A 26,202-nucleotide genomic window follows, 5' to 3' on the forward strand; every position below is an offset into this window, starting at 1 on the left:
TGGCGAATAATTTCGTTTTTTAATACCATTTTTGGAGGAATTTGTGAACAAAAAACCTACTTCCTTACATATTGTGTACTTTTGTAAGGATGCAACTACTCAAGCGGATATTCGACCTGTATTTACACGGAAGCGTGCACGTAGCGCTGGCAGTGTATGCCTTGGTGCGCATGACGTTTCATTTCTTTCATATCGACTATGATGAACCGATGGCGTTGTTCGCATTCTTCGGAACCATTGTGGGCTACAATTTTGTGAAGTACGATGAACTGGTACGTGCCAAAAAACATAAAATGACTACCGAACGCAAGGCAATTGTGGTGATAAGTTTCGTGTCGCTCTTGGCAACGGCCTATTGTTTTTTTCTGTTGGAGCGAATAACTCAGGTTATCGCGGTTGCCTTTTTAGGGTTGACCATGTTGTACACGTTGCCTTTTTTTCCGAAGCTTGGCAATGCGAGAAACTGGGCAGGAGTGAAGATTTATATAGTAGCGTTTTGTTGGGCTGGAATTACCCTTTTTTTACCGATTCTAAATGCCGATTTGCCCTTGTCTCACGATGTTTGGGTGAAATTTTGCCAGCGTTTTTTATTGGTAATTATTCTGATTCTGATTTTTGAAATTATCGATTTAAAACACGACGATGCTTCGCTGCAAACCGTTCCACAGAAATTAGGTGTGCAAAAAACGAAAATGCTGAATTGGTTTTTACTGCTTCCGTTCTATTGTCTGGAATTTTTGAAGTCCGATTTTCAGACAATTCAGCTTTGGATTAACTTGATTCTGATACTTGTATTAGCTTTGTTTACGCTTTTCGCCAGCCCGAAGCGTTCGCAATATTACACTTTGTTTTGGGTAGAAAGCGTGCCTGTTTTCTGGTGGTTGTTAGTGGTGTTGTTCTGCTAGGTTTTTAATGAAAGCATTTCTTTTTTCAATCATTCGGGTCAAGTATTTTTTTAAAATCAGCCGATTGAAAAGGGTTCCGAAAATTCCAAACGGGACTTCGTACTGAATGTGGTCAACCATCAACGTTTGTCCGTTTTCTTCACGATACAAATGCTCATGCTGGAAAGATTTGAATTGTCCTTTTTGCATCACATCGGTAAACGAATCGTATAATCTCATTTCGGTAATCAGACTTTGATGGCTTAGCGTAAAACCGAAATGTTTGCCTTTAAAAGTAACTGTTTCACCTTCGTTTATCAGACCGGAAGTAACGCCGCCAACCGCTTTTTCGTTGGAGTCTTGCATGCTTTGCTCATGTATGTCAATATTTCGGCTTAAATCGAAAACGGTTTGTTTACTGGCTTTAATTCTTGTGGTTAATGCTATTTTAATCATTGTTTAATAAGCTTTTAAAGGTTTCGCTGATTTCAGGATGGTCAAAGGTAAACCCATTTTCTAATAATCGTTTCGGAATTACATTTCGGCTTTTCAAAACCAATTCGGTTTCGGTTCCGATGATTTTAGCACCAAATTCGAGCATTCGTTTCCCGATCGGTGTTCCGAAGGGAATTTTTAGCGCTTTTCGTAACGCTTTCATAAAATCTTTATTCCGAATTGGTTCCGGAGAAACGATATTAATTTTCCCTGTGATTTCATTTTGGATGACAAATGCTATTGCTCGGGCAAAATCTTCTTCGTGAATCCAACTGATAAATTGGTTGCCGTTGCCTTGTTTTCCGCCAAAACCTGCTTTGGTTAAGTTTTTTAACGGAAGAAAAGCGCCGCCTTTTTTACCCAAAACGATAGAAGTACGTAAAGCGGTTTTCTTAGTGTTTGGCGTTTCGGTTTTGAAAAAGGCTTTTTCCCAGCTTTGAGCCACATTCATCGAAAAATCATTGCCAATTTCGCCAGTGTATTCATCCATTTGTTTGTCTTCGGAATGACGATAAATTGTTGAGGTGGAAGAATTCAGCCAGTGTTTCGGCGGATTTTCACATTGCAAAACAGCTTGGTTCAGAATTTTAGTACTCTTGATTCTGGATAGCAGAATTTCCTTTTTGTTAGCTTCATTGTAGCGACAATCCACAGATTTACCGGCCAGATTGATGAGTACATCGGCGTTTTCCAATTCTTTTTCCCAACCGGTTAAGGTTTTCGCGTTCCAATGTACATATTTAATGTTCTTCTTAATTTCGGATTTTCCTCGGGTTAGCACTATAATTTCTTCAAATTTATTTTGAAAATGATTGATAAGCACATTTCCTAAGAATCCGGTTCCGGCAGCGATGATGAGTTTCATGGTTGTTAGTTTAAAATGATTAGTAATGCAAGCATTCGGTACAATACCCAAGTTGCGGTTAAATAGACAGGAAGTTGAAGCAGTTTAATTCTTCTCAAATGTTCCTTCAGCATCAGTAAAACGGTTATTCCGAACCATGCGAGGACCAACCAACTGCTTAGTGTAATGAATTTTGAAGCAATAATTATCGGAAGCAAAAGTAGTGAACCGAAAAGTGAAACAGTCATCATATTGCCCAAGTAGTTTAGTCTTTTTTTGCTATCACTTTGCATAAGAAATACACTTTGAAAAATGATTTGTCCAGATGCGAGAAGAAATTCTCTGGTAATGCTGCTTTGTGGTAGTTGTGGTAATAATTTAGAACATTCAAAAAGCACCAATGTTGTTACGATTACGGCAAAGAAAAGATAGATGTAACGATAAGTAAAATTGAAAGTCGGTTCGCATTTTAAAGTTTGAGGCTCTTGAACCGGGCTCGGCATAATCACTTTTCTGTTGTAAGAAATGAAAGAATATAGTTTTTTCAAACCGTAATTAATAGGTTTTAAATGCCCAATTTTTGCAACAAACGGAAAAGAATGCCCTATGATGGTGAGCAAGCTTTCAATGCCATAACGAACAGTTTTTGTTTTGTAATCAACCAAAGCAATTTCGTTCGCAGCTCTTTCTATATCGATAAAGTCCGTTTCGGTTTCATCAATGTTGCAATATGGTTTTCTTCCGTTTTGATCTAACATACCTATTTTTACAAAAGTAGAAGTGTAAGCCTGACAAAGCGGACAGTTTTCATCGTACAGTATGGTTTGGTGTTCGAGGGTTTTCATAATACCAGTTTTCGTTTGTTTTTTACTTTAATTTCAGAACCTTCAGCAAGAAATACAGATGCTGGTTTTACATCATTTAAAAATCCGAAATCATTCCCATATACTTTTTCGAAATCAATTTTGATGTTGTGATTTTTGATCAGGTATTGCTTCCATTTTGGATGTTGAACTTCATATTCATAAGTTGTGTTTTCGTTGTATTTGGTATAGCCGAAATAATGCTCCATGATGAATTCAGCCTCACTTTCCGTGTCAATTTCTGTTGTGAAATCATAGGCGTTTACTTTAAGGCTGTGTAGGTTTTCTTTACTGCTCCACTGATAACCAACTGTAAATATTTCGGCTTGTAATTTGTTTTGATGTGTCATGGGCTGAGTTTCGTAATTTTCTTTATAAAAAGTATTTGCTACAAAGGTTATTGCGCTTTTCGGAACAATCTCTTTAATAAAAACAACACCGCGCTTCCATTCTCCGTTTTCAAATCTTTTGACATAAAACCGAAGATTTACTTCTTCAAAATTTTTATGTTTCGGAATGCTTAGGCCTAAAACTTTAGTGTCATTAAAAAGAAAGCCGACAAGACTTACGTAACAGTTGCCGTTCCAGTAATCGAGTTCAGTACCTGCAGGAATGTATTTTTTAAGATATTCAGGGTTGATAATGTAATTTGCCATTATCAGGTTTTTCCAATATGCCGTTAAGAATGTCATGGATTTTAATTTTATTGTTTATTTTAAACTTTCAGAAAAAATTGAAACTTTTAATTAAAAAATATATGAATTGTTACTTCATAAATTTCATGAACAATTGTGCTAACCAATTGTCTTTGTATTCGGTGATTTTATCCAGAACGTTATCGGCTTTTAGAACGAAATCATATAATTTACCGGTTTGCTCTACAAAATGTTTCTCTTCGGCTGTTGCATTGGCGTTGATGGAAGAAACTTCTTTTAAAACTTTAAGCGCAGGTTTGATTTCTCTTTTGCTTCGCTCTTTAGAAATTTTTACCGCCAATTCGTCCAAATCCTTTTCAGCAGTGAAAAACTCGCGACGTTCTCCGGCTTTGAATTCTTTGTAAACGATACCCCAATCCATTAAAGCTCTTAAATTCATGGAAGCGTTTCCGCGAGAAATCTGTAATTCTTCCATAATATCTTCCATAGAAACCGGTTCGTGCGATACCATTAACAAGGCATGAATTTGCGCCATGGTTTTGTTGATGCCCCATTGCGAACCTAATGCTCCCCAGGTTTGAACGAATTTATTTTTTGCTTCATTGAATTGCATAGGTCAAATGTATAACAAAATTTCTAAACTTTCAAAAAATAATGAAACTTTATTTGAAAAAGAAACCGAAGCAATACTTCGGCTCTTGATTTTATAGCAATCCGGCACGTTTTAATAACGCTTCCGGTTGTGGTTCATGACCGCGGAATTTTTTGTAAAGCGTCATCGGCTGGTCGGTTCCGCCTTGAGATAAGACATTGTCTTTAAATTTATCGGCCACTTCTTTGTTGAAGATTCCTTTTTCCTGAAAGTAGGCAAAGGCATCGGCATCTAAAACTTCCGCCCATTTATAGCTGTAATACCCTGAAGAATAACCGCCTTGGAAGATGTGTGAGAACGAAACACTCATACAATTTTCCGCTACATCCGGATACAAAGCGGTGTTTTCCATCGATTTTTTCTCGAAAGCTTTAACGTTGGTAATTTCGGATGGATCGGCTCCGTGGAAATCCATATCCAATAAACCGAAGCTTAATTGGCGTAAGGTTGCCATTCCTTCCAAAAAGCTGGCACTTTCCTTTATTTTATCGACATATTCCTGCGGAATAACTTCTCTGGTTTCATAATGATGGGCGAATAAAGCCAAAGCTTCCGGTTCGTAACACCAGTTTTCCATCACCTGACTAGGCAATTCCACAAAATCCCAGTAAACCGATGTTCCGGATAAACTTGGATACGTTGTATTGGCTAACATGCCGTGTAAAGCATGACCGAATTCGTGGAATAATGTCGTTACCTCATTGAACGTCAGTAAAGAAGGTTTGGTTTCTGTCGGTTTAGTGAAATTACAAACAATCGACACATGCGGACGTTCGTCCATACCGTCTTTTACATATTGTGGTTTAAAAGAAGTCATCCAGGCACCGTTTCGTTTTCCTTTTCTCGGGAAGAAATCAGAGTAGAAGATGGCAACCAATTCTCCTTTTTCATCGGTTACTTCAAAAGTATGAACATCTTCATGATACTTGTCGATATCGAAAACTTCGGTAAAGTTCAATCCGAATAATTTTTTAGCAACTTCAAAAGCACCATTCTGAACATTTTGTAATTTGAAATACGGTTTCAGTTTTTCATCATCCAAATTGAATAATTCCTGACGCAGTTTTTCAGAATAATAAGCGCCATCCCATTTCTCCAATTGATTGATTCCGTCAAGTTTTTCAGCAAAAGAAGTTAATTGTTGGAATTCCCTTTTGGCTGCGGGTTTGGCTTTAACCAATAAATCATTCAAAAATGATTTTACTTTTTCGGGAGTTTGTGCCATGCGCTCTTCCAATACGAAATTGGCATGGGTTTTATAACCTAGCAAATTAGCTCTTTCATGACGTAAATTGGCAATTTTCAATACGTTGTTTTCGTTGTTGAAAGTGTTGTCTTGAAATGCTTTTTTACCATAGGCAATCGCTAGTTCTTTACGTAATTCGCGATTGTCGGCATAGGTTACAAATGGTTGGTAACTTGGAATGTCCAAAGTGAAAATCCAGCCGTCTTTATCGTGGCTTTTGGCTAAAGAATGAGCGGCTTCAATTGTGCCTTCCGGAAGACCTTTCAAATCAGCTTCGTTTGTGATGTGCAATTGATACGCATTGGTTTCGGCTAATACATTTTCACCGAACGTTAGTTTTAATTTGGCTAATTCGGTATCGATTTCGCGAAGTCTTGCTTTTTTATCTTCGGGCAAAAGAGCTCCGTTTCGGGCAAAACCTTTGTATTTTTTATCTAAAAGTGTAGCTTGTTCTGTAGAAAGTTTCAAATTGTCTTTTTGCTCATAAACCGATTTTACTTTCTGAAAAAGCACTTCGTTCAGTGAAATATCATTTCCTAATTCGGTTAACCAAGGTGAAACTTCCTGAGCGATTTTCTGCATGGCATCGCTAGTTTCAGCCGAATTTAAATTAAAAAAGATACTCGTTATTCGGTCTAGGGTTTGTCCTGCAAATTCTAAGGCTTCAATGGTGTTCTCAAAAGTAGGTTCATCAGCATTAGCAACAATGGCATCGATTTCCGAACGGGTTAATGCGATTCCTTCCTGAATTGCCGGAACGTAATCAGATATAGTAATTTGAGAAAAAGGCGCGGTATTGTGTTTAGTGTTGAATTTATGTGTTAAAATTTTCATTTTTTATTTGCAGTTTAACGATAAAAAGTATAATTTTGACGAGTTGACTAATAAAGATATTAGTCTGACTTTTCTTTTTTACTCTAAAAATTTTACGATACACAACACTAATTGTAACCCATTAGTATGTGGACCCCGAAAAAGCGCTAGCCACAAAGCGCTTTTTCTTATTTTATTTCTTTAGGTTTTCTGCTGCGGTAAGTACCGTTTGTTTCAATCCTTCTTTGTATTCGACCATCTTGTCCAAAATGGTTTTATTGTGACTTCCGATGATTTGTGCTGCTAAAATTCCTGCATTTTTGGCGCCGTTTAACGCTACTGTTGCAACAGGAACACCGCCCGGCATCTGTAAAATAGATAAAACGGAATCCCAACCGTCAATCGAATTGCTTGATTTTACCGGAACACCAATTACAGGTAGCGGACTCATCGAGGCAACCATACCTGGTAAATGGGCAGCACCACCGGCTCCCGCAATAATTACAGAAATTCCTCTGTTGTGCGCATTTTTGCTGAAATCGAATAATTTTTCAGGAGTTCTATGTGCGGAAACGATGTCTACTTCCGTTTCAATTCCAAATTGTTTTAATATGTCGATGGCTTCCTGCATAACTGGCATGTCGGAAATACTTCCCATTACGATGGCTACTTTGCTCATGGTTCTATTTTGAATTATAAATTATAAATTATAAATGATTTTACTTTTTCATTCAAAATTTATAATTCATCATTTATAATAACTTTTAACTAATTACTCTAATGCTATTTTTTACTTCTTCCGCAATTCTTCGGGCTTCGGTCATGTTTTCATTCACTATCGTAACATGTCCCATTTTTCTAAACGGGCGCGTTTCTCTTTTTCCGTAAATATGAGGAGTTACGCCATCAATCGCCATGATTTTTTCGATATTCTCATAAACCACTTGTCCTGAAAAACCTTCTTCGCCTACCAAATTTACCATAATTCCGGCAACTTTACTGTTGGTATTGCCTAAAGGCAGATTTAAAATCGAGCGAATGTGTTGTTCGAATTGTGAAGTATAACTGGCTTCAATACTGTAATGTCCTGAATTGTGCGGACGTGGTGCGACTTCGTTTACCAAAATTTCATCGTCTTCGGTTTGAAACATTTCTACGGCTAATAATCCGATGTGATTGAAAGCTTCGGATACTTGTAAAGCCACTTTTTGCGCTTTTACAGCTATATTTTCATCAATTCTCGCCGGACAAATTACATATTCTACCTGATTGGCTTCCGGATGGAATTCCATCTCAACAACGGGATAGGTTTTTACTTCACCGGAAACGCTTCTCGAAACAATAACGGCCAATTCATTTTTAAACGGAATCATTTGCTCGGCAATGCATTCTACTTCTGGTAAATCGATTAAATCCATAGTGGAACGAACGATTTTCACACCGTTTCCGTCATAGCCAAACTGAGCGCATTTCCACACAAAAGGAAAATCTAATTCGTCTTTTTCTATTGATTTTTTTAAGTCGTTGATGCCTACAAAACGTTGGTGAGCCGATGTTGGGATTTCGTTTTCTACATAAAAATCTTTCTGACGGCCTTTGTTCTGAATCAAACGCAAAGTCTTTGGTGATGGATAGACTTTCAAGCCTTCTTCTTCCAAAACATCTAGTGCATCCAAATTCACGTTTTCGATTTCAATAGTCAGTAAATCAACCATTTTTCCAAATTGATACACCGTTTCAAAATCCATTAAATTACCACGAAAAAATTTGGTAGCTCCAAATTGACAAGGTGCTTCGCTGCTAGGATCTAAAACGTACGTTTGGATGTCGAATTTGCGGGTTTCAGCCAAAAGCATTTTACCTAATTGACCACCGCCTAAGATTCCCAGTTTGAAATCGGAAGAAAAATAATTCATTATGTGTGTTGTTGTTTGAGTGCAAAGATACTATTCAATTGATAATTAACAATGAATAATTGATAATGTTAACGGATTGTGATTATTTTGATTTTCCTAAAACTTCACGAGCTGCAGCTTTGTATCCAGCAGATTGATAGGCGTAATCTCGGCTGACGATATCTTTAACTTCTTCAGCAATCCAAGGTTCTTTTTTACCGAAATGATGTAAAGTTTTCATAGCATAGACTTTGCAGGCAACACGTTCATCGCGAATGAGCCAGTCTAGGCAGATTTCAACCAGTTTCTCGTGCTGACTTTCTGTTAAATTGATGTTTTTTGAAATCCCCAGAAAATAAGCAACTCTTGAAATGCCTCGAATTGCCGAATCATTTTTGTAATTGGAAATGGTTTGGCAGATTTTGTCTACAAAAGGAGCAAGTAACTCAGTTTGATGTTCGGCTAACATTTCAATTATCCAAACGCCTTTATGATGGTTTTTGTTGGTTAAATCGGTTCCGAAGGTGATTAGATCATCCAAAAATTCAGGGTTTTGTAAAACAAAATCGCGCATTCGGTTGCGGTTCTCGGTGCTGGCATTGATTAGACTTAATTGTTCGGTAAAACTCTTACTCATTTTTGTTAATCGGTTGTGAGGACTAAAATAGATGAAAAACAGTAATAATTCGCAATTTATAATTCATAACACATAACTAAAAATAATTATCTTTGCCAATTATTCTATAAAGTAACTATGGAGATTCAACTTCACGACAAACACTTTGTTCCTTTCATTTCGGCTGAAGAATTGGATTGGGCTATTGCCCAAATGGCTAAACAGGTAGCGGATGATATGGGCGAAGAAACTCCTGTATTTGTTGGTGTTTTGAATGGCGCTTTCATGGTGGTTTCCGATTTTATGAAACATTATAAAAAACCGTGTGAAGTCAGTTTTATCAAAATGGCTTCGTATGACGGTATGGAAACTACGCATGAAGTGAAACAATTAATCGGTTTGAATCAAGACTTGACCGGACGAACTGTTGTGGTTATTGAAGATATTGTGGATACCGGAAATACGATAGAAGAACTTCACAAGTTGTTTTCGGACAAAAAGCTGAAGCAATTAAAATTCGCAACCTTATTTTTAAAACCCGAAGCGTATAAAAAAGACATCAAAATTGATTATATTGGTATCGAAATTGAAAACCGTTTCATTGTAGGTTTTGGTCTCGATTATGACGGGTTGGGAAGAAATCTGCCAGAAGTCTATCAGTTAAAGTAAATCAAACATAAACAACATACTATACTATTTTAAAATGATTAACATTGTTTTGTTCGGGAAACCGGGCGCTGGAAAAGGAACACAAGCTGAATTTTTAAAAGAAAAATACAATTTAACACACCTTTCCACCGGTGATATTTTTCGTTACAACATGAAAAATGATACGGCTTTAGGGAAAGAAGCTAAAGGTTACATCGAAAACGGAGAGTTAGTTCCTGATAGCCTGACCATCAAAATGTTGCAGGACGAAGTTGAGAAAAACATGGATTCTAAAGGGTTTTTGTTTGACGGATTCCCAAGAACAATTGCACAGGCAGATGCTTTGGACGAGTTCCTGAAAAGTAAAAATTGGGAAGTAACCGCAACCATTGCTCTGGAAGCCGATGACAATGTTTTGGTACAACGAATTTTAGAAAGAGGAAAAACCTCAGGTCGCGCAGACGATCAGGACGAAGAAAAAATCCGTAACCGTTACCAGGAGTACAATGAAAAAACGGCTCCGTTAATGGATTACTATAAAGCACAACAAAAATTCCATGCCGTAAACGGTATTGGTTCTATCGCCGAAATTACAGAGCGTTTGAGTAACGTGATAGATAAATTATAACTAAAATTCTAAAATTTGGAAATAGTCATAATCTTCTTGCTGATTTTACTAAATGGAGTTTTCTCCATGTCAGAAATCGCACTCATATCAGCAAGAAAGAACAGGTTGGAAACCGCCGCTAAAAAAGGTAACACGAGTGCAAAAACAGCTTTAGATTTGGCGAATTCGCCAAACAAGTTTTTATCTACCGTTCAAATCGGGATTACCTTAATTGGTATTTTAACTGGTATTTACAGTGGTGAAAAAGTAACCGATAATGTTCAGTTGTTCTTAGAACAATTTGAAATGATGAAGCCGTATTCTCAAAGCTTGGCCGTTGGGATTGTGGTTGTGGTTTTAACTTATTTTTCATTGGTTTTAGGAGAATTACTTCCAAAACGTATCGGGTTGAATTATCCGGAAACAATTGCAAAAGCAGTTGCGGTTCCAATGAAATTTATCTCGGTAGTCACTGCGCCTTTTATCTGGTTGCTTACTACGTCAACAGATTTCATACTTAATGTTTTGAAAATCAAGCCAACGGCTGATGGAAAAGTAACCGAAGAAGAAATCAAAGCGATTATTAAAGAAGGAACCGAAGTTGGGGAAGTTCAGGAAATCGAGCAAGATATTGTGGAACGTGTATTCCATATCGGTGATCGAAAAGTGAATTCCTTAATGACGCACCGTAAATCGGTAACTTATTTGTCGTTGGAAGATACTTTCGAAGAAACTAAGGAGAAAGTATTGGATGAGTTGCATTCCGTTTATCCAATTTGTGAGGAGAATTTGGATAATGTCATTGGTGTGGTGCATCTGAAAGACCTGTTTTTAGGTTTTGAGAAGAAAGGAACTTTTGATATGAGGTCTATTTCGAAAGAACCGGTTTATTTTATTGAGCACACCTCTGCATATAAAGCACTTGAGATTTTTAAAAGTTCTAAAGTACATTATGCTTTGGTAACGGATGAATACGGTGTTTTTCAGGGTATTATTACTTTGAATGATATATTGGAAGCCTTGGTTGGAGATGCTTCGGAGTTTTATGAAGAAGAGTTTCAATTAGTCGCTCGCGAAGACGGAACTTGGTTGGTTGATGGACATTATTCGCTACACGACTTCTTGACCTATTTCGATATGGACGAGTTGATTAATGATTATGATGTAACTACGGTTAGCGGACTAATTATGACTGAATTAAGTTATATACCGAAATTAGGGGAAAAACTGATTTGGAACAAAATGGAATTGGAAGTTGTCGATATGGACGGTATTAAAATTGACAAAGTTTTAGTGCGCGTACTTAAAGACGACGAATTATAAATGAACGGTTTGTCAAGGGCAAACTGATATTGATTGAAAAATGACAGAGGGGAATTTTGTAGATTACGTTAAAATATATGCCGCTTCCGGAAAAGGAGGTAAGGGTTCTTCGCACTTACACCGCGAGAAATTTATTGAAAAAGGTGGTCCTGATGGTGGTGATGGTGGTCGTGGTGGACACGTGTTTTTAGTGGGAAGTAAAAATTTATGGACCTTGTTTCATTTGAAATTTTTGCGTCACATTAAAGCAGGTCACGGCGGTGATGGAGGAAGTTCCAGAAGTACCGGAGCCGATGGCGAAGATAAATTCATCGAAGTACCTTTAGGAACAGTAGTGAAAGATGTTGAAACCGGTGAAACCCTTTTTGAAATTACTGAAGAAGGCGAAAAGAAAATCTTAGTTAAAGGTGGAAAAGGCGGTTTAGGAAACTGGCATTTCAGAAGTGCAACCAATCAAACGCCACGTTATGCGCAGCCCGGAATGCCCGGTGAAGAAACCGATGTAATTTTAGAGTTGAAAGTTTTAGCTGATGTTGGTTTAGTAGGTTTTCCAAATGCCGGGAAATCAACTTTATTGTCGGTGTTAACTTCAGCCAAACCTAAAATTGCCGATTATCCGTTTACCACTTTAAAACCGAATTTAGGAATTGTGGCTTATCGTGATTTTCAATCGTTCGTTATTGCTGATATTCCTGGGATTATAGAAGGAGCAGCGGAAGGAAAAGGATTAGGGCATTACTTTTTACGTCACATTGAACGTAACTCGACTTTGTTGTTCTTGGTTCCAGCAGATGCAGACGATATTAAAAAAGAATACGAAATTCTTATTGATGAATTGCGCCGCTACAATCCGGAAATGTTGGATAAAGACCGATTGGTGGTGATTTCCAAATCCGATATGTTGGACGATGAACTTAAATCGGAAATGAAAGCACACCTCGACAAAGAACTGAAAGGAATACCGTATATGTTCATATCTTCGGTAGCCCAACAAGGACTCACGGAATTGAAGGATAAACTTTGGCAAATGTTAAATGTATAAGTACGAAAAAGCACTCAGAAATGAGTGTTTTTTTATTTTAACAAGGTTCAAATAAATTGTTATAAAAACATTGTTTCTTAAAAAAAAATAAATAGATTTGCGGACTAACTAAAACTAATAACTATATGAAAATTAAATTACTAGCTCTTGTTTTTATTTCCCAGCTAGGTTTTTCTCAGGAAAAATGTTTGATGGAGGTAAAAATGAATGAAATGTTGTCAAATCCTGTGATGCGACAGAAGTATGAAGAAAGACAAGCGAGATTTGAGAATGAATTTTCTAGATTGCAATCATTACCTTTAGAGAAAAGTGCTCAATCAGGGCCTACCAGAATACCGGTAGCGGTTCATTATCCTAATGCAGGTAGTGCTAATGCTTCGTTGAAAAATTGTCTAAGGGCTTTGGCTCAAAACCAGATAAATATTTTGAATGCAGATTATAATGCGCAAAATGCAGATCTTTCTACTTGGACAAATACTACAAGTTCGTATTTTCCGGGTGTGAATTATGGCTCGCTGAATATACAGTTAGAATTGGCAACTCAAAATCACCCAGCTGGAATGGGTTTAGTTAATGGAGATGTTGCAGTAACTTTTGGATATGATTTTGGTTCTGGAAGTGATTGGGATACTAATTGGGCTGGTTATCTGAATATTATTGTTAGAAATGATTTAGGGGGTACTTTAGGGTATGCCTATCTTGCTTCTGACCCAGCAGATGGGGCGGCTATTTTTATGAATAATACTGCTTTTGGCGCAACAGGAAATGGTTGTTCGGGATATATGCCAGGAGCTCCGTATAATTTAGGTAGAACATTAACACATGAGTTAGGCCACTACTTCAACTTAAATCATATTTGGGGTAACGGAACATGTGGTAATGATTTTGTGGCAGATACACCACAACATAACACTGCAAATGGAGGATGTCCTGCTATTTCACATTTATCAACTTGTGCAGGTACTCCAAGAGAAATGACAATGAACTACATGGATTATACGAACGATGTTTGTATGTATATGTTTACAGCTGGTCAAACGACAAGACAACAAGCTCATTTCAATACAATTGTGGGTTCTTTCAATCAGACAACTTTGTCAAATGGAGAGTTTGTCCAAAAGAATAGTATTTCAGTTTATCCAAATCCGAACAAAGGAAGTTTTGTGATTCAGTTTTCAGACTATGTTAACGATTTCAGCGTTGAAGTTTATGATCAGTCGGGTAGAACAGTTTACAGTAACAAATTTGAAGGAAATTCAGATTTAGAGCAACAAATTAATTTGAGTTCTGCAGCAACTGGTGTATACTTTGTAAAAGTACTTTCTGGCGAAGAATCTTTTGTTAGAAAAATGTTGGTAGATTAAGTTTTACTTTACAATATTTAAAAGCACTCAGAAATGGGTGCTTTTTTTATTTAAAATGCTGTTAAAATTTTCTTAACATAGATTAAATCTCAAGGGTAACTATCAGTCAATTAGTCAAAAAAAACTATATTCGCACCACTAAAAATACATATTACTATGAAAAAATTACTTTTATCTCTAATCGCAGCAGTTATGCTTGTTCCTGCAAGTGTAAAGGCGGATGAAGGAATGTGGTTTTTAATGTTCATCGAGCGTTTGAACCACCGAGATATGCAAAAAATGGGATTGCAGTTAACGGCTGAAGAAATCTACAGTATCAACAACCACAGTTTGAAAGATGCAATCGTTCAGTTCAACGGAGGATGTACTGCTGAAATGATTTCAAAAGACGGTTTAGTATTGACAAACCACCACTGCGGATACGATGCAATTGCTGAATTATCAACTGCAGAAAAAAATCACCTTAAAAACGGATTTTGGGCTAATTCCAAAATGGAAGAATTAAAGCCTTCCAGTTTATTCGTGCGTTTCTTCGTGCGTATGGACGACGTGTCTAAACGTATCTTGTCTCAAGTTAATGATAACATGACTGAGGCTGAACGTGAAAAAGCAATCAACGCTGAAATCGCTATAATTGAAAAAGAAAACAACGAAGGTGGAAAATATACGGTTTCTGTTCGTTCGTTCTTCCAAGGAAACGAGTACTACTATTTTGTTTACCAAGATTATAAAGACGTTCGTTTAGTGGGAACACCACCAGAAAGTTTAGGTAAATTCGGTGGAGATACTGACAACTGGGAGTGGCCTCGTCACACTGCAGATTTCTCTATGTTCCGTGTATACGGAGATGCTAACGGAAATCCTGCTGACTACTCAACAAGCAACGTGCCTTTAAAACCAAAACACTATTTACCGGTAAACATCGGAGGTGTTAAAGAAAACGATTACGCAATGATTTTAGGATATCCGGGTAGAACTAACCGTTGGATGCCTGCTTCAGGAATCGATCAAAACGTAAAATATGCTTATCCGGCTTGGGTTGAAGGATCTAAAACGGGTATGGATGCGATGAAAAAGTACATGGATCAGAGCGACGCTTTGAACTTGGTATATGCTTCTAAATATGCAGGTGTAGCGAACTACTGGAAAAACCGTCAGGGAATGATTGACGCGTTAACCAAATTCGGAACGGCTAAAACTAAAGCGTCTCAAGAAGCGAAATTCAACAAATGGGCGAATAAAAAAGAGAACAAAGCCAAATACGGAAATGTAGTAGCAACGATCAACAATTACTACAAACTGACTAATGATAAAGCACGTCACGATAACTATTTGATGACTCTTTTCAGAACATCAGCTTACGGAACCGCTTCAAGAACGTTAGGTAGACAATTAGAAAACTACGCTAAAGCAGATGCAACTAAACGTGCTCAAATGGCTCCGGCTATTTTAGAAATGGCAGATGAGTTCTTCAAAGAAGTTCACGTTCCTGCAGAAAAAGATATCTTAGCTGCACAATTGAAATTGTACGCTACAAAATCTACAGGTTATGCGATTGCACCAGCTGTTGCTGAGTTGGCAAAAGCAAACAACAACGATTTTACAAAATATGTAAACGCTGCATTTGACTTAAGTATTTTATCTTCAAAAGAGCGCATCGCTGCTTTCTTGGAAGTACCAAACGAGGCGTTAATCTCAAACGATCCAATCGTAAAATTATCGAACGATTTATTGAACCACTACAACGCAAAATCGGATGAAGTTGCTAAAGCGACTAACGATTACGGTGCAGCATTCCGCAAATTGGTAGAAGGTTTACGTGAGTCTAAAATCGGAACAATCAAATATCCGGATGCAAACTCAACATTACGTTTAACTTACGGAAAAGTACGTTCATTACCGGCAGACAAGCGCAACGATGCGACTATCAACAACTACACTACGTTGGCTGGTCAGGTGAAAAAATATAAAAAAGGTGACCAAGAGTTCGATTTACCAACTCGCGTGTTGGAAATGAACAAAAACAAAGAGTTTGGTCGTTATGCTGACAAAGACGGTTCGTTACACGTAAACTTCTTGACTGACAATGATATTACAGGTGGTAACTCAGGTTCACCGGTATTGAACGGAAAAGGAGAATTAATCGGTTTGGCTTTCGACGGAAACATCGAAGCAATGGCCGGAGACGTAATCTTCGACAGCAAATTACAAAGAACAATCAACGTAGACATCCGTTACGTGTTGTGGGTAATTGAGAACTTCTCAAACGCAAAACACATCGTAGACGAAATGACTATCGTGAAATAATTTATCCTTTCAAGGAATTCAAATCCGGATGGCAGCAATGTCTCCGGATTTTTTTTTTTGAAGCAAATATTCAGGCAAGTTTGTTGGCGTCATTCCCGTGTTCCGCTTTACAAGGTGCCGCTCCACCCGGGGCTAAGTGGTGAAGGTCTTTTGTGTTTGTTGTCTTTTCGTTACTTTTGACCCATGAAGTACTTTTTACTAATTTTATTCTTCCCGCTATTCCTCTGGTCGCAATCCGATTTTGAGCAAGGAGAAATGCTGTTCAAGCAAAAAAAGTACACTTCTGCCAAACCCTATTTTCAAAATTATCTCAAGCATAATTCTTCGGATTCTAAAACCATCGAATATTTAGGCGACATTGCCGGTCATCAAAAGCAATGGGACGAAGCGATTGGTTACTATAAAAGTTTGAAAACAAAGTACTCTAAAAATGCGAATTACCATTATAAGTATGGCGGCGCATTAGGAATGAAAGCCAAATCGGTTAGTAAATTCAAAGCATTAGGAATGTTAGATGATATTAAAGAAGCTTTTGGAACCGCGGCCAATTTGGATAAAAATCACATCGAAACCCGTTGGGCGCTCGTAATGCTTTACATCGAATTACCCGGAATTGTTGGCGGTAGCGAAACCAAAGCCCAAAAATATGCCGATGAACTTATGAAATTGTCCAAAGTTGATGGTTATCTTTCCAAAGGTTATATTGATGTCTATTTTAAACGATATCAAAAAGCAGAAATTCATTTAAAAAAAGCACACGAAATTGGTCACTCCAAAACCACTTTTGAAAAGCTTTATGATTTATATTTGAACAAATTAAAAAACGCTGAAAAAGCCCAAAAGTTAAAGGCTGATTTCAATGCATAATTTCACGATTTACAAATGCGTACACATTTTATAGCTATTGGCGGAGCAGCCATGCACAATTTAGCACTAGCCTTACACAGTAAAGGATATCAGGTAACCGGAAGCGACGATGCTATTTTCGAACCGTCGAAATCCCGTTTGGAAAAGAAAGGCTTATTGCCGGTTGAAATGGGTTGGTTTCCTGAAAAAATCACCTCCGATATTGAAGCCATCATTTTAGGAATGCATGCCAAAGCCGACAATCCAGAATTGTTAAAAGCAAAAGAATTAGGCTTGAAAATCTATTCGTATCCGGAGTTTTTATACGAACAATCCAAAAATAAAACCCGTGTAGTAATTGGTGGTTCGCATGGTAAAACCACGATTACTTCTATGATTCTTCATGTGATGCATTATCACGGTATTGAAGTGAATTATATGGTTGGCGCCCAATTAGAAGGATTCGATACCATGGTACATTTAACCGAAGAAAATGATTTTATCGTTTTAGAAGGGGATGAGTATTTGTCGTCTCCAATAGATCGTCGTCCTAAATTTCATTTGTACCAGCCGAACATTGCTTTGATTTCCGGAATAGCTTGGGATCATATCAATGTGTTTCCGACGTATGAAAATTATGTTGAGCAATTCGAGATTTTTATTCAGAAGATTACCAACGGCGGCATCTTAGTCTACAACGAAAACGACTCAGAAGTAAAACGTGTAGCCGAAGCTGCAACCAATCCAATCCGTAAAATTGCTTATCACACACCGGAATATGCGGTTGAAAACGGCGTAACGCTTTTAGAAACTCCAGAAGGTCCAATGCCGATTGAAGTTTTCGGAGCGCACAACCTAAACAATTTAGCCGGTGCCAAGTGGATTTGTCAAAACATGGGCGTAGACGAAGCCGATTTTTATGAGGCAATTGCCAGTTTCAAAGGCGCATCCAAGCGTTTGGAAAAAATTGCTGAGAGTAAAACCAAAGTAGCCTATAAAGATTTCGCTCATTCACCAAGTAAAGTTTCGGCTACTACTAAAGCTGTAAAAGAGCAATATCCTAACCGAACTTTGGTCGCTTGTCTGGAATTGCACACCTACAGCAGTTTGAACGCTGATTTCCTAAAAGAATACGAAGGAGCTTTAGATCATGCCGATGTGGCCGTAGTTTTCTATTCGCCTGATGCGGTAAAAATCAAACAGTTGGAAGAAGTGACTTACGAACAAATTGCACAGGCTTTCAAACGCAATGATTTGATTATTTACACGAATCCGGAAGAGTTTAAAAACTTTTTGTTTAACCGTGATTTAGAGAATTCCGCTTTATTATTGATGAGTTCCGGAAATTATGGCGGATTGAATTTTGATGATGTAAAAGGTTTGATTAATTAGAATATTTATAATGCCCAACAATTTTATAGGAAAACAAACAATCCTCTAAAACCTGTCCGGCTCCCACATTATGAACAATCATCGGGCGTTTTCCGTCCGGTGATTTTTTGTTGGTAACTATGCCAATGTGTGGTAATTTGTCGTTTATCATCCAAGTTACGAGTTCTCCGGTTTTGTAATCTTTGGCGTTTTCTGAAATTGCTAATTCCGTTCCTTTTCGACTGAAAAATACTTCCAGATTCGGTACTCTACGGTGATCGATATTGGTGTCGGTTTTTTTTAAGCCCCATTTCTTCAGGTTCGGATATTTTGAAAAATTGGCTTTCATGTCTTCGTGAACTTCTTTTTGTAAATCGATGCCCAATTTGCGGTAGGCACGAATCACAACATCGGTGCAAACTCCTTTGTTTTTAGGGACATCGCCATTCGGATACTGAATTGCGACATAAGCAGGATCATAAGTCACTTTGTCTTTTGTAAGCACTAAAGCAGCATCTGAAAGTTTTTCATAGAAACTTTTCTCGGAAGTTGCAAAACTATTTAAAAGTAAGAAAAGGATTAAGTATTGTGGGAATTTCATATCTTCGTTTATCAGATATAACGTCAAAATAAATTTAAAAGTATATGCCATGGAAAATACAAATTTTGCCATAAAGTATTGGGCTGAAGACGATAAACCGCGTGAAAAACTAATGCTGAAAGGCAAATCCGTACTAAGTGATGCCGAATTGATTGCCATCTTAATCGGTTCCGGAAGCCGAAACGAAAGTGCTGTGGAATTGTCCAAACGCATCTTGATTTCCGTCGATAATAATCTGAATGCACTCGGAAAATTATCCGTGAAACAGTTAACGAATTTCAAAGGAATTGGGGAAGCCAAAGCGATTTCCATAGTCGCCGCCACCGAATTAGGAAGAAGACGAAAGTCAGAAGAAAGTCTGGAATTGACAAAAATCACTTCAAGCAAAGCCGTTTTTGAAATCATGCAACCCATTATCGGGGAATTGTTGCATGAAGAGTTTTGGGTATTGTATCTGAATAATTCCAATAAAGTTGTCTACAAAACACAAATCAGTAAAGGTGGTATCACGGGAACTGTTGTTGATACACGAATCATCTATAAAATTGCTTTAGAATACAACGCTACTTCGGTTATTTTATCGCATAATCATCCGTCCGGAAGTTTAATCGCCAGCGAAGCCGATATTCAGATAACCAAAAAACTGAAAGAAGCTGGAAAACACCTCGATATTTCGGTATTAGACCATGTTATTGTTACGGAAACGAATTATTTCAGTTTTGCCGACGAAGGAATTCTATAATTAATATGACTTTAAGAGTTTTTCGGTTTGGATTTCCTAAATTGCGCTACTTGTTCAGTAAATTTAACCATGATTCAAACGCAGAAAGTAACGTTTTCCTATAATTCCAAAACTACATTTCAGTTCCCGGACATTTCGTGTAACGAAGGCGAAGTTTGCCTAATTACCGGCGGAAGCGGGAAAGGAAAAACCACGTTGTTGCATCTTCTTGGAGGACTTTTGCGAGCGGAATCAGGTGAAGTAGTAATCAACAATGCCAATATTGAACAATTGTCGGAACGGAAATTAGATCATTTTCGCGGAAAAAACATCGGCTTGGTTTTACAGGAAAATCATTTTATCGAAGCTTTTACAGTTTTGGAAAACGTGATGCTGGCCTCTTGGCTGGGAACGGGTAAACAAGCTCGTGAGAAAGCAAAATCCTTGTTGGAACACCTTGATTTGCAGGAGCAGTTGCATAAATTACCTTCGCAATTAAGTGTCGGGCAACAACAGCGGGTTTCCATTGCAAGGGCTTTAATTAATGAACCGAAAGTGGTTTTAGCCGATGAACCTACCTCGAGTTTAGACGATGAAAATGCTTTTAAAGTTGCCGATTTGTTAGAGAAAATATCCGCAGAATATAAGACTGCATTGGTAATCGTAACCCATGATTCCCGATTGAAAGAACGTTTTACTAACCAAATTTCGTTGTCATGATTGCAAAATTAGCCTGGCGAAATACTTGGTTCAAACCTTTGAATACGATTTTGAGTATTATTTTACTCATGTCGAGCGTAGCGATTATTACGGTACTGATTTTATTGCAAAAACAGTTTGAAGAACAATTTTCAAGCAATGCGGATGATATTGATTTGGTGTTGGGAGCACAAGGCAGTCCGTTGCAGTTAGTGTTGTCATCTGTTTATCAAATGGATGCCCCAACCGGAAACATCAATTATGCCGAAGCTAAAACCTGGATGCAGAATCCGTTTGTGAAATCGGCTATTCCTTTGGCGTATGGCGACAATTATTTAGGCTTTAAAATTTTAGGAACTACTCCGGAATATTTGGCAAAGTTTGGAGGCAAAGTCGAGCAGGGAAAAATGTTCTCGCAAACCTTCGAAGTTGTCCTCGGAAGTGAAATTGCTCAGAAACTGCAACTTAAAGTAGGCGATACGTTTTACGGTTCCCACGGCGATGCCAAAGAAGGTGAAAAACACGAAGAAGCGGCTTATAAAGTGGTAGGAATTGCTTCCAAGACAGGAAAAGTTGTGGATAATCTGATTTTGTCTAACATTCAGAGTGTTTGGGCAATGCACGAAACCCACGATCACGAAGAAGGAGTGCATCCGCATGGTGAAGACGAACACGTTCACATCGAAGGTGATGAAAATCAGGTTTCCGAAGAAGGTAAAGAAATTACAGCCGTCTTAATCAAGTTTAGAAATAAGATGGGAATCGTTTTATGGCCAAGGATGATAGCGCAAAACACAAAAATGCAGGCGGCTTCACCCGCAATTGAAATTAATCGTTTGTTTACGCTTTTCGGAATTGGTTTGGAGGCTTTGCAATATTTGGCTTATGGCATTATGCTCATTTCCGGAATCAGTATTTTCATTGCGCTGTTCAATACTTTAAAAGAACGTAAATATGAATTTGCATTGTTGCGAATCCAAGGCGCGTCCCGTTTTCAGTTGCTGCAGACCATCCTGATTGAAAGTTTGGTTTTGTGCACCATCGGTTTTCTTTTTGGAACAATTCTTGGTAGGATTGCTTTGTTGTTCATCTCCAAATCTTCGGATGAAGAATTTAAAATAGCATTCAATCCGTTAGAGTTTGTTTGGGAGAAAGAAGGGATTTTATTTTTAGTAACTATATTTGTCGGACTGTTAGCAGCCTTTATCCCAGCGATAAAAGCCTACCGATTGAATATTTCAAAAACGTTATCCAATGCGTAAAATATATTGCATAGTATTTCTGATAGTTGTGATTTTAGGATTAGAACAGTTTTACAATCCGAAAACCAAAGCATTTACACAGCCTGCTGTAACTTTGAGTAAGGCTTCTTTTTTGCCGAATTTTGATAATTTATTGCAGAATCATCCGGATACGCTTACCTGGAAACTGTTGGGTGACATTAAATTCGTGAAGAAAAAAGACAAAACCTATGGCGAAGTACAGTTTCCGGTTGTGAATACCAAACTTCGGTTAACCAATAAGCGAAAAGTGGCTATGAGCGGTTTTATTGTTCCGATAGATAATAAGAATTACGCTTTGAGTAAAAACGTGTTTGCGTCGTGTTTTTTCTGCGGAAAATCTGGACCGGAAACGATAGCCGGAATTAAATTTCGTGGCGAAACCCCTAAGTTAAGAACTGATCAATATGTAACCATTGTCGGAACATTTCGTTCCAATGAATCTGATGTAGACGATTGGATTTACCATATCGAGGACGCCGTAATTGTGAAAGGAGCCAAATAATGCGATTTGCTAATAAAACGGATATTTTTTTTGATTTAGATCATACCCTTTGGGACTTTGAACGAAATTCGGCGCTTACTTTTGAAACTATTTTTCTCAAGCATCAAATCGATGTAAATCTGAAAGAGTTTTTAAAACATTATGTTCCGATTAATCAGGAGTATTGGGTTTTGTATCGCGAAGAAAAAATCGGTCATCAGGAATTACGCTACAAACGATTGAAAGATTCTTTTGATTCTGTTCCGTTTGCGATTGATGATACTACAATTGATCTGATTTCAGAAGAATACATTCGGTTTTTGCCAACATTCAATCATCTTTTTGAAGGCGCGATGGAAGTTTTGGAATATCTTAGCGGAAAGTACAAACTGCATATCATTACTAATGGTTTTCAGGAAGTTCAGAACGGTAAGTTACGCAATGCCAACATTGAGCATTTTTTTACTACAGTAACCAATTCAGAAATGGCGGGCGTAAAAAAACCTAATCCGGAAATTTTTGAATTTGCTTTAAATTTGGCAAATGCTAAAAAACAGTCAAGTTTAATGATTGGGGACAGTTTTGAAGCGGATATTGAGGGAGCTTTAAACATTGGATTGGATGCGGTTTTCTTTAATGAGTCAAAGTTGGATATTACAAAAACAATTCCACAGGTATATCATCTGACGGAACTTAAAAATATGTTATAGATGAAAAAAATATTGTTGCTTTTAAGCTTGTTTCTTTCAGTTGTGAGTTTTGCACAGATTGAGAATAAATATAAATATGTAATAGTTCCTGCTAAGTTTGATTTTCAGAAGGAACCTAATCAATACAATTTGAATGAAATCACGAAGATGATTTTTAGAAATCAAGGGTTTGAAGTTTACTATGATACTGAGGAATTTCCTTTAGAGTTGTCACAAAACGGATGTGATGCTTTGTATGTTAATGTTTTAAAAGGAGGAAATCTTTTCTTGACTAAAATTCAATATGTTCTTAAAGATTGTACCAATAAGGAGGTTTTAAGCTCGGTAGAAGGGGTGAGCAGGGAAAAGACATATTCTAAAGCCTATATAGAAGCATTTAGGATTGCAGGAAAATCAATAGCTAATATCAATAGTAAATTGTTAAGAGATTCAAATGAGGTGATTAATAATAAAGTAGTTTCTAATTCAATTGCTAAGGATGCAAATGAAGGCCCAAGTTATAAAGAAGGAACTGTTCTTCTTTTCGCTCAGCCCAACTCTAATGGTTACCAATTAGTTGATACGACTCCAAAAGTAGTGATGAAACTTTACAAAACATCAGCGGCTAACTTTTATATTGGACAGAAAGAAACTGTTCAAGGCGTAGTTTTCAATAAAAATAGCCAATGGTTTTTTGAATACTATCAGAATGAAAACCTGGTAACGGAAAAATTGGAAATTAAATTTTAGTATCCATATTTATCTTCCCATCGGTTTTTTAAGAACTGACGCAATTCTTTCTCACGGGCGTTATTCCCTGGTTCAAAAAATACAGTGTTGCTGATATCGTCCGGAAGAAATTCCTGAGCGGCAAAATTATTCGGGAAATCATGCGAATATTGGTACTCATCGCCATAACCCAATTCTTTCATCAGTTTGGTTGGCGCATTTCTTAAATGCAACGGAACCGGTAAATCGCCGGTTTGTTTCACAATTTGTTGTGCTTTTCCAATAGCCATATAACTTGCATTGCTTTTAGCAGAAGTGGCTAAATAAATGGCACATTGGCTTAAAATAATTCTACTTTCCGGATAACCAATAGTGGTAACTGCCTGAAAAGTATTGTTGGCCATAATTAAAGCCGTTGGGTTTGCATTGCCAATATCTTCGGAGGCTAAAATTAACATTCTTCTGGCGATGAATTTTACATCCTCACCACCTTCAATCATTCGGGCTAGCCAATAAACAGCACCATTAGGATCACTTCCTCGTATGGACTTGATAAATGCCGAGATAATATCGTAATGCTGTTCGCCGGTTTTGTCATATAATACGGTATTCTTCTGAACCAATTGCATCACTTTTTCATTCGTAATTTCAATGGTGTCTGATTCTGAAGCGTTGATGACTAATTCAAAAATATTCAATAGTTTTCTACCGTCACCACCAGAAAGTCGGAGTAGGGCTTCAGTTTCTTTCAATTGAATGTTTTTTTCTTTCAGTACAGAATCAACCTCAATAGCGCGGTGCAATAAAGCGTCTAAATCGTCTTTGGTAAACGCGTTGAGTACATAAACCTGACATCTTGACAATAAAGCGGGAATTACTTCAAAACTTGGATTTTCGGTTGTAGCTCCAATTAAAGTTACCCAACCTTTTTCTACGGCAGCCAATAAGGAATCCTGTTGCGATTTACTGAAACGGTGAATCTCATCAATAAACAGTATTGGGTTTTTAGCGGTAAATAAGCCGTTGTTTTGCTTGGCTTTGTCAATTACTTCGCGAACATCTTTTACGCCGGCATTAATCGCACTCAAGGTGTAAAATGGTCGCTTGCTTTCCTGAGCCATGATTTGCGCCAAGGTCGTTTTTCCGGTGCCGGGTGGTCCCCATAAAATCAGTGATGGAATTATTCCTCGGCCAATTTGATGGGTTAATGAACCGTCAGGGCCAACCAGGTGTAATTGGCTGATGTAGTCCGATAAATGTTGCGGGCGTATGCGTTCGGCTAAAGGTGCTTCCATAGTGGTAAAAGTACATCTTTTTGACTTTTATCTCAATGAAAAAGGTTCAGAAAATTAATTCCGAACCTTGATTGACTATAAAATGGTTTAGTGACTTTTTTGAGCGTTGTTGGCTAATAACATATCACGCGTGTTTTTTTGAACACTAATAGCGGCAAACAAACTAAGTAGGTAAGACATGCCGTAAAATCCCTTTTCGCTTAGCTCTAAGTCTGCGTTCCAAAGGCCGATAACTAATAAGACTATCGCTGCAATTGTGGTAAACCAGCTGATGCCGTAATACATATCGGTAACTGGGATGCCTTCAGCTCTGTCGCGTACTGATTTTTGCACTGAAATGACGGAGAACAATCCGAAAAGCAAGATTGTGAAATAGTATCCTTTTTCGTTAAGTTGCATTTCGGCATTCCAAAGTCCGATGCAGTAGGATACCATACCGGTTAATAAAGTAAACCAAGCGGCACCTACAAAGGCACTGGTGGGTTTCTGCATGATGAATATTTCTTTTGTTTCCGTGTTTTTTACTTCGATTTTGTTTTCTTGATTAGTTTCCATGATTTTTCTGTTTAAATTTCTAAGTCAAAGAAAGGAAGATGTGAAAGGTGAAACAATGAACTTCGGTTAATAAAAATGGAGGTTGTTACAACTTAGCGCGAATTCTGCTCAAAGCTTGTGGTGTAATGCCGATGTAGGAAGCCAGATACTTTTGAGGAATGTCTTGTATGAGTTTGGGTTGCTCTTTGAACAGGTTTAAATAACGCTCCGTTGGAGAATCCTTCATGAAGCTCAATTCTCTTTTGGATTTGTAACGAAAAAATTCTTCCGCAACAATTCTTCCGATGGATTCGCCACAAGAAGTGTTTTTGTAAATTTCCTGTAAATCTTCGCGAGTTATGTAAATCACTTTCGATTTTGTCAAACTCTGAATGCAAGCCACGCTCGGTGTTTGGGTTAAAAAGGAAGAATAACTGCTGATAAAATCATTAGGGAAACCAAAATCTGAGTGAACATCTTTTTCGGGCAATTCAATGAAAATGCGAAAAACACCTTCCAGAATGAAATAAATGTTTTGCTCAATAGTGTTTGTGGTAATGAGATACTTTTTCTTTTTGAATTCCTTGATAGTTATTTTGGAGATGATGAATTCCCAATCTGTAGTTGAAATTTCGACTTTGGAGTTTAAAATGCTGAACAGTCTTTCCATGAGGTTAGTATTGAATGCTAAAATAAGT

At 37.6% G+C, this 26,202-nt stretch carries 28 protein-coding genes; 15 read left to right on the top strand and 13 right to left on the bottom strand.

What is annotated here, in order from left to right; translation table 11 throughout:
• Positions 1-89: 89 nt before the first annotated feature.
• Positions 90-905, top strand: coding sequence for a hypothetical protein (locus tag RUH60_RS00070; protein WP_313803532.1), 816 nt, complete (start codon positions 90-92; stop codon positions 903-905).
• Here the strand turns inward: RUH60_RS00070 and RUH60_RS00075 are convergent.
• The 9 genes from RUH60_RS00075 to RUH60_RS00115 form a co-directional block, all read right to left on the bottom strand.
• Positions 885-1,340, bottom strand: coding sequence for an SRPBCC family protein (locus tag RUH60_RS00075; protein WP_313803535.1), 456 nt, complete (start codon positions 1,338-1,340; stop codon positions 885-887). The genes RUH60_RS00070 and RUH60_RS00075 overlap by 21 nt on opposite strands.
• Positions 1,333-2,244 (bottom strand): TIGR01777 family oxidoreductase, encoded by a 912-nt coding sequence (locus RUH60_RS00080; RefSeq protein WP_313803538.1) that lies wholly within the window; start codon positions 2,242-2,244, stop codon positions 1,333-1,335. Before RUH60_RS00080 ends, RUH60_RS00075 begins: the two co-directional genes overlap by 8 nt.
• Positions 2,245-2,249: 5 nt before the next feature.
• Positions 2,250-3,068, bottom strand: a complete 819-nt coding sequence (locus tag RUH60_RS00085) for a hypothetical protein (RefSeq protein ID WP_313803541.1) — start codon at positions 3,066-3,068, stop codon at positions 2,250-2,252.
• Positions 3,065-3,778 (bottom strand): DUF2071 domain-containing protein, encoded by a 714-nt coding sequence (locus tag RUH60_RS00090; RefSeq protein ID WP_313803544.1) that lies wholly within the window; start codon positions 3,776-3,778, stop codon positions 3,065-3,067. Before RUH60_RS00090 ends, RUH60_RS00085 begins: the two co-directional genes overlap by 4 nt.
• A gap of 73 nt (positions 3,779-3,851) precedes the next feature.
• Positions 3,852-4,355: a GbsR/MarR family transcriptional regulator gene (locus tag RUH60_RS00095; RefSeq protein WP_313803547.1), complete on the bottom strand. Its 504-nt coding sequence runs from the start codon at positions 4,353-4,355 to the stop codon at positions 3,852-3,854.
• 91 nt (positions 4,356-4,446) lie between these two features.
• On the bottom strand, positions 4,447-6,474 hold the full coding sequence (locus RUH60_RS00100; RefSeq protein ID WP_313803550.1) for a M3 family metallopeptidase: 2,028 nt from the start codon (positions 6,472-6,474) through the stop codon (positions 4,447-4,449).
• 172 nt (positions 6,475-6,646) lie between these two features.
• The gene (gene purE / locus RUH60_RS00105; protein ID WP_313803553.1) at positions 6,647-7,132 is read right to left on the bottom strand and encodes a 5-(carboxyamino)imidazole ribonucleotide mutase; all 486 of its coding nucleotides are present in this window, start codon (positions 7,130-7,132) and stop codon (positions 6,647-6,649) included.
• 85 nt (positions 7,133-7,217) lie between these two features.
• Positions 7,218-8,369: a 5-(carboxyamino)imidazole ribonucleotide synthase gene (locus tag RUH60_RS00110; protein WP_313803556.1), complete on the bottom strand. Its 1,152-nt coding sequence runs from the start codon at positions 8,367-8,369 to the stop codon at positions 7,218-7,220.
• A gap of 82 nt (positions 8,370-8,451) precedes the next feature.
• The gene (locus RUH60_RS00115) at positions 8,452-8,985 is read right to left on the bottom strand and encodes a hypothetical protein (RefSeq protein WP_313803558.1); all 534 of its coding nucleotides are present in this window, start codon (positions 8,983-8,985) and stop codon (positions 8,452-8,454) included.
• A 117-nt stretch (positions 8,986-9,102) separates the two neighbouring features.
• Between RUH60_RS00115 and RUH60_RS00120 the strand changes: the two genes are divergently transcribed.
• The 8 genes from RUH60_RS00120 (at position 9,103) to murC (ending at position 18,493) form a co-directional block, all read left to right on the top strand.
• Complete coding sequence (locus tag RUH60_RS00120; protein ID WP_313803561.1) at positions 9,103-9,633, top strand: phosphoribosyltransferase; 531 nt, start codon at positions 9,103-9,105, stop codon at positions 9,631-9,633.
• Between the two features lie 34 nt (positions 9,634-9,667).
• Complete coding sequence (locus RUH60_RS00125) at positions 9,668-10,240, top strand: adenylate kinase (protein WP_313803564.1); 573 nt, start codon at positions 9,668-9,670, stop codon at positions 10,238-10,240.
• Positions 10,241-10,306: 66 nt separating this feature from the next.
• Entirely contained in the window at positions 10,307-11,542 is a 1,236-nt protein-coding gene (locus tag RUH60_RS00130) for a hemolysin family protein (protein ID WP_409559640.1), read from the top strand.
• Between the two features lie 40 nt (positions 11,543-11,582).
• Positions 11,583-12,584, top strand: a complete 1,002-nt coding sequence (obgE, locus tag RUH60_RS00135; protein ID WP_313803569.1) for a GTPase ObgE — start codon at positions 11,583-11,585, stop codon at positions 12,582-12,584.
• A 125-nt stretch (positions 12,585-12,709) separates the two neighbouring features.
• Positions 12,710-13,948, top strand: a complete 1,239-nt coding sequence (locus RUH60_RS00140) for a zinc-dependent metalloprotease (RefSeq protein ID WP_313803571.1) — start codon at positions 12,710-12,712, stop codon at positions 13,946-13,948.
• 156 nt (positions 13,949-14,104) lie between these two features.
• Positions 14,105-16,255, top strand: coding sequence for a S46 family peptidase (locus RUH60_RS00145; protein ID WP_313803573.1), 2,151 nt, complete (start codon positions 14,105-14,107; stop codon positions 16,253-16,255).
• A gap of 183 nt (positions 16,256-16,438) precedes the next feature.
• Positions 16,439-17,122: a hypothetical protein gene (locus RUH60_RS00150; protein WP_313803576.1), complete on the top strand. Its 684-nt coding sequence runs from the start codon at positions 16,439-16,441 to the stop codon at positions 17,120-17,122.
• A gap of 15 nt (positions 17,123-17,137) precedes the next feature.
• Entirely contained in the window at positions 17,138-18,493 is a 1,356-nt protein-coding gene (gene murC, locus RUH60_RS00155) for a Mur ligase family protein (protein WP_313803579.1), read from the top strand.
• Here the strand turns inward: murC and RUH60_RS00160 are convergent.
• Positions 18,486-19,073 carry a DUF1287 domain-containing protein gene (locus tag RUH60_RS00160; RefSeq protein ID WP_313804199.1) on the bottom strand — a complete coding sequence of 196 codons (588 nt, stop codon included), beginning with the start codon at positions 19,071-19,073 and terminating at the stop codon, positions 18,486-18,488. The genes murC and RUH60_RS00160 overlap by 8 nt on opposite strands.
• A 49-nt stretch (positions 19,074-19,122) precedes the next feature.
• Between RUH60_RS00160 and radC the strand changes: the two genes are divergently transcribed.
• The 6 genes from radC to RUH60_RS00190 all read left to right on the top strand — a co-directional run bounded on the left by radC (position 19,123) and on the right by RUH60_RS00190 (position 23,696).
• Positions 19,123-19,815, top strand: a complete 693-nt coding sequence (gene radC / locus RUH60_RS00165) for a RadC family protein (RefSeq protein WP_313803581.1) — start codon at positions 19,123-19,125, stop codon at positions 19,813-19,815.
• A 69-nt stretch (positions 19,816-19,884) separates the two neighbouring features.
• Positions 19,885-20,514 carry an ABC transporter ATP-binding protein gene (locus RUH60_RS00170; RefSeq protein ID WP_313803584.1) on the top strand — a complete coding sequence of 210 codons (630 nt, stop codon included), beginning with the start codon at positions 19,885-19,887 and terminating at the stop codon, positions 20,512-20,514.
• The gene (locus RUH60_RS00175; RefSeq protein ID WP_313803587.1) at positions 20,511-21,755 is read left to right on the top strand and encodes an FtsX-like permease family protein; all 1,245 of its coding nucleotides are present in this window, start codon (positions 20,511-20,513) and stop codon (positions 21,753-21,755) included. The genes RUH60_RS00170 and RUH60_RS00175 overlap by 4 nt, the downstream gene beginning before the upstream one ends.
• Positions 21,748-22,278 (top strand): hypothetical protein, encoded by a 531-nt coding sequence (locus tag RUH60_RS00180; protein WP_313803590.1) that lies wholly within the window; start codon positions 21,748-21,750, stop codon positions 22,276-22,278. Before RUH60_RS00175 ends, RUH60_RS00180 begins: the two co-directional genes overlap by 8 nt.
• Positions 22,278-22,967 carry a YjjG family noncanonical pyrimidine nucleotidase gene (locus tag RUH60_RS00185; RefSeq protein ID WP_313803593.1) on the top strand — a complete coding sequence of 230 codons (690 nt, stop codon included), beginning with the start codon at positions 22,278-22,280 and terminating at the stop codon, positions 22,965-22,967. Before RUH60_RS00180 ends, RUH60_RS00185 begins: the two co-directional genes overlap by 1 nt.
• Complete coding sequence (locus tag RUH60_RS00190) at positions 22,968-23,696, top strand: hypothetical protein (protein ID WP_313803595.1); 729 nt, start codon at positions 22,968-22,970, stop codon at positions 23,694-23,696.
• Here the strand turns inward: RUH60_RS00190 and RUH60_RS00195 are convergent.
• The 3 genes from RUH60_RS00195 to RUH60_RS00205 form a co-directional block, all read right to left on the bottom strand.
• Positions 23,693-24,970, bottom strand: a complete 1,278-nt coding sequence (locus RUH60_RS00195) for a replication-associated recombination protein A (protein ID WP_313803597.1) — start codon at positions 24,968-24,970, stop codon at positions 23,693-23,695. The two genes, RUH60_RS00190 and RUH60_RS00195, sit on opposite strands and share 4 nt — an antisense overlap.
• 87 nt (positions 24,971-25,057) lie before the next feature.
• On the bottom strand, positions 25,058-25,525 hold the full coding sequence (gene yiaA, locus RUH60_RS00200) for an inner membrane protein YiaA (RefSeq protein WP_313803599.1): 468 nt from the start codon (positions 25,523-25,525) through the stop codon (positions 25,058-25,060).
• An 85-nt stretch (positions 25,526-25,610) separates the two neighbouring features.
• Complete coding sequence (locus RUH60_RS00205; protein ID WP_313803601.1) at positions 25,611-26,174, bottom strand: Crp/Fnr family transcriptional regulator; 564 nt, start codon at positions 26,172-26,174, stop codon at positions 25,611-25,613.
• Between the last annotated feature and the right edge of the window lie 28 nt (positions 26,175-26,202).

The sequence above is a fragment of the Flavobacterium sp. genome, from assembly GCF_032153895.1.
GTDB lineage: Bacteria > Bacteroidota > Bacteroidia > Flavobacteriales > Flavobacteriaceae > Flavobacterium.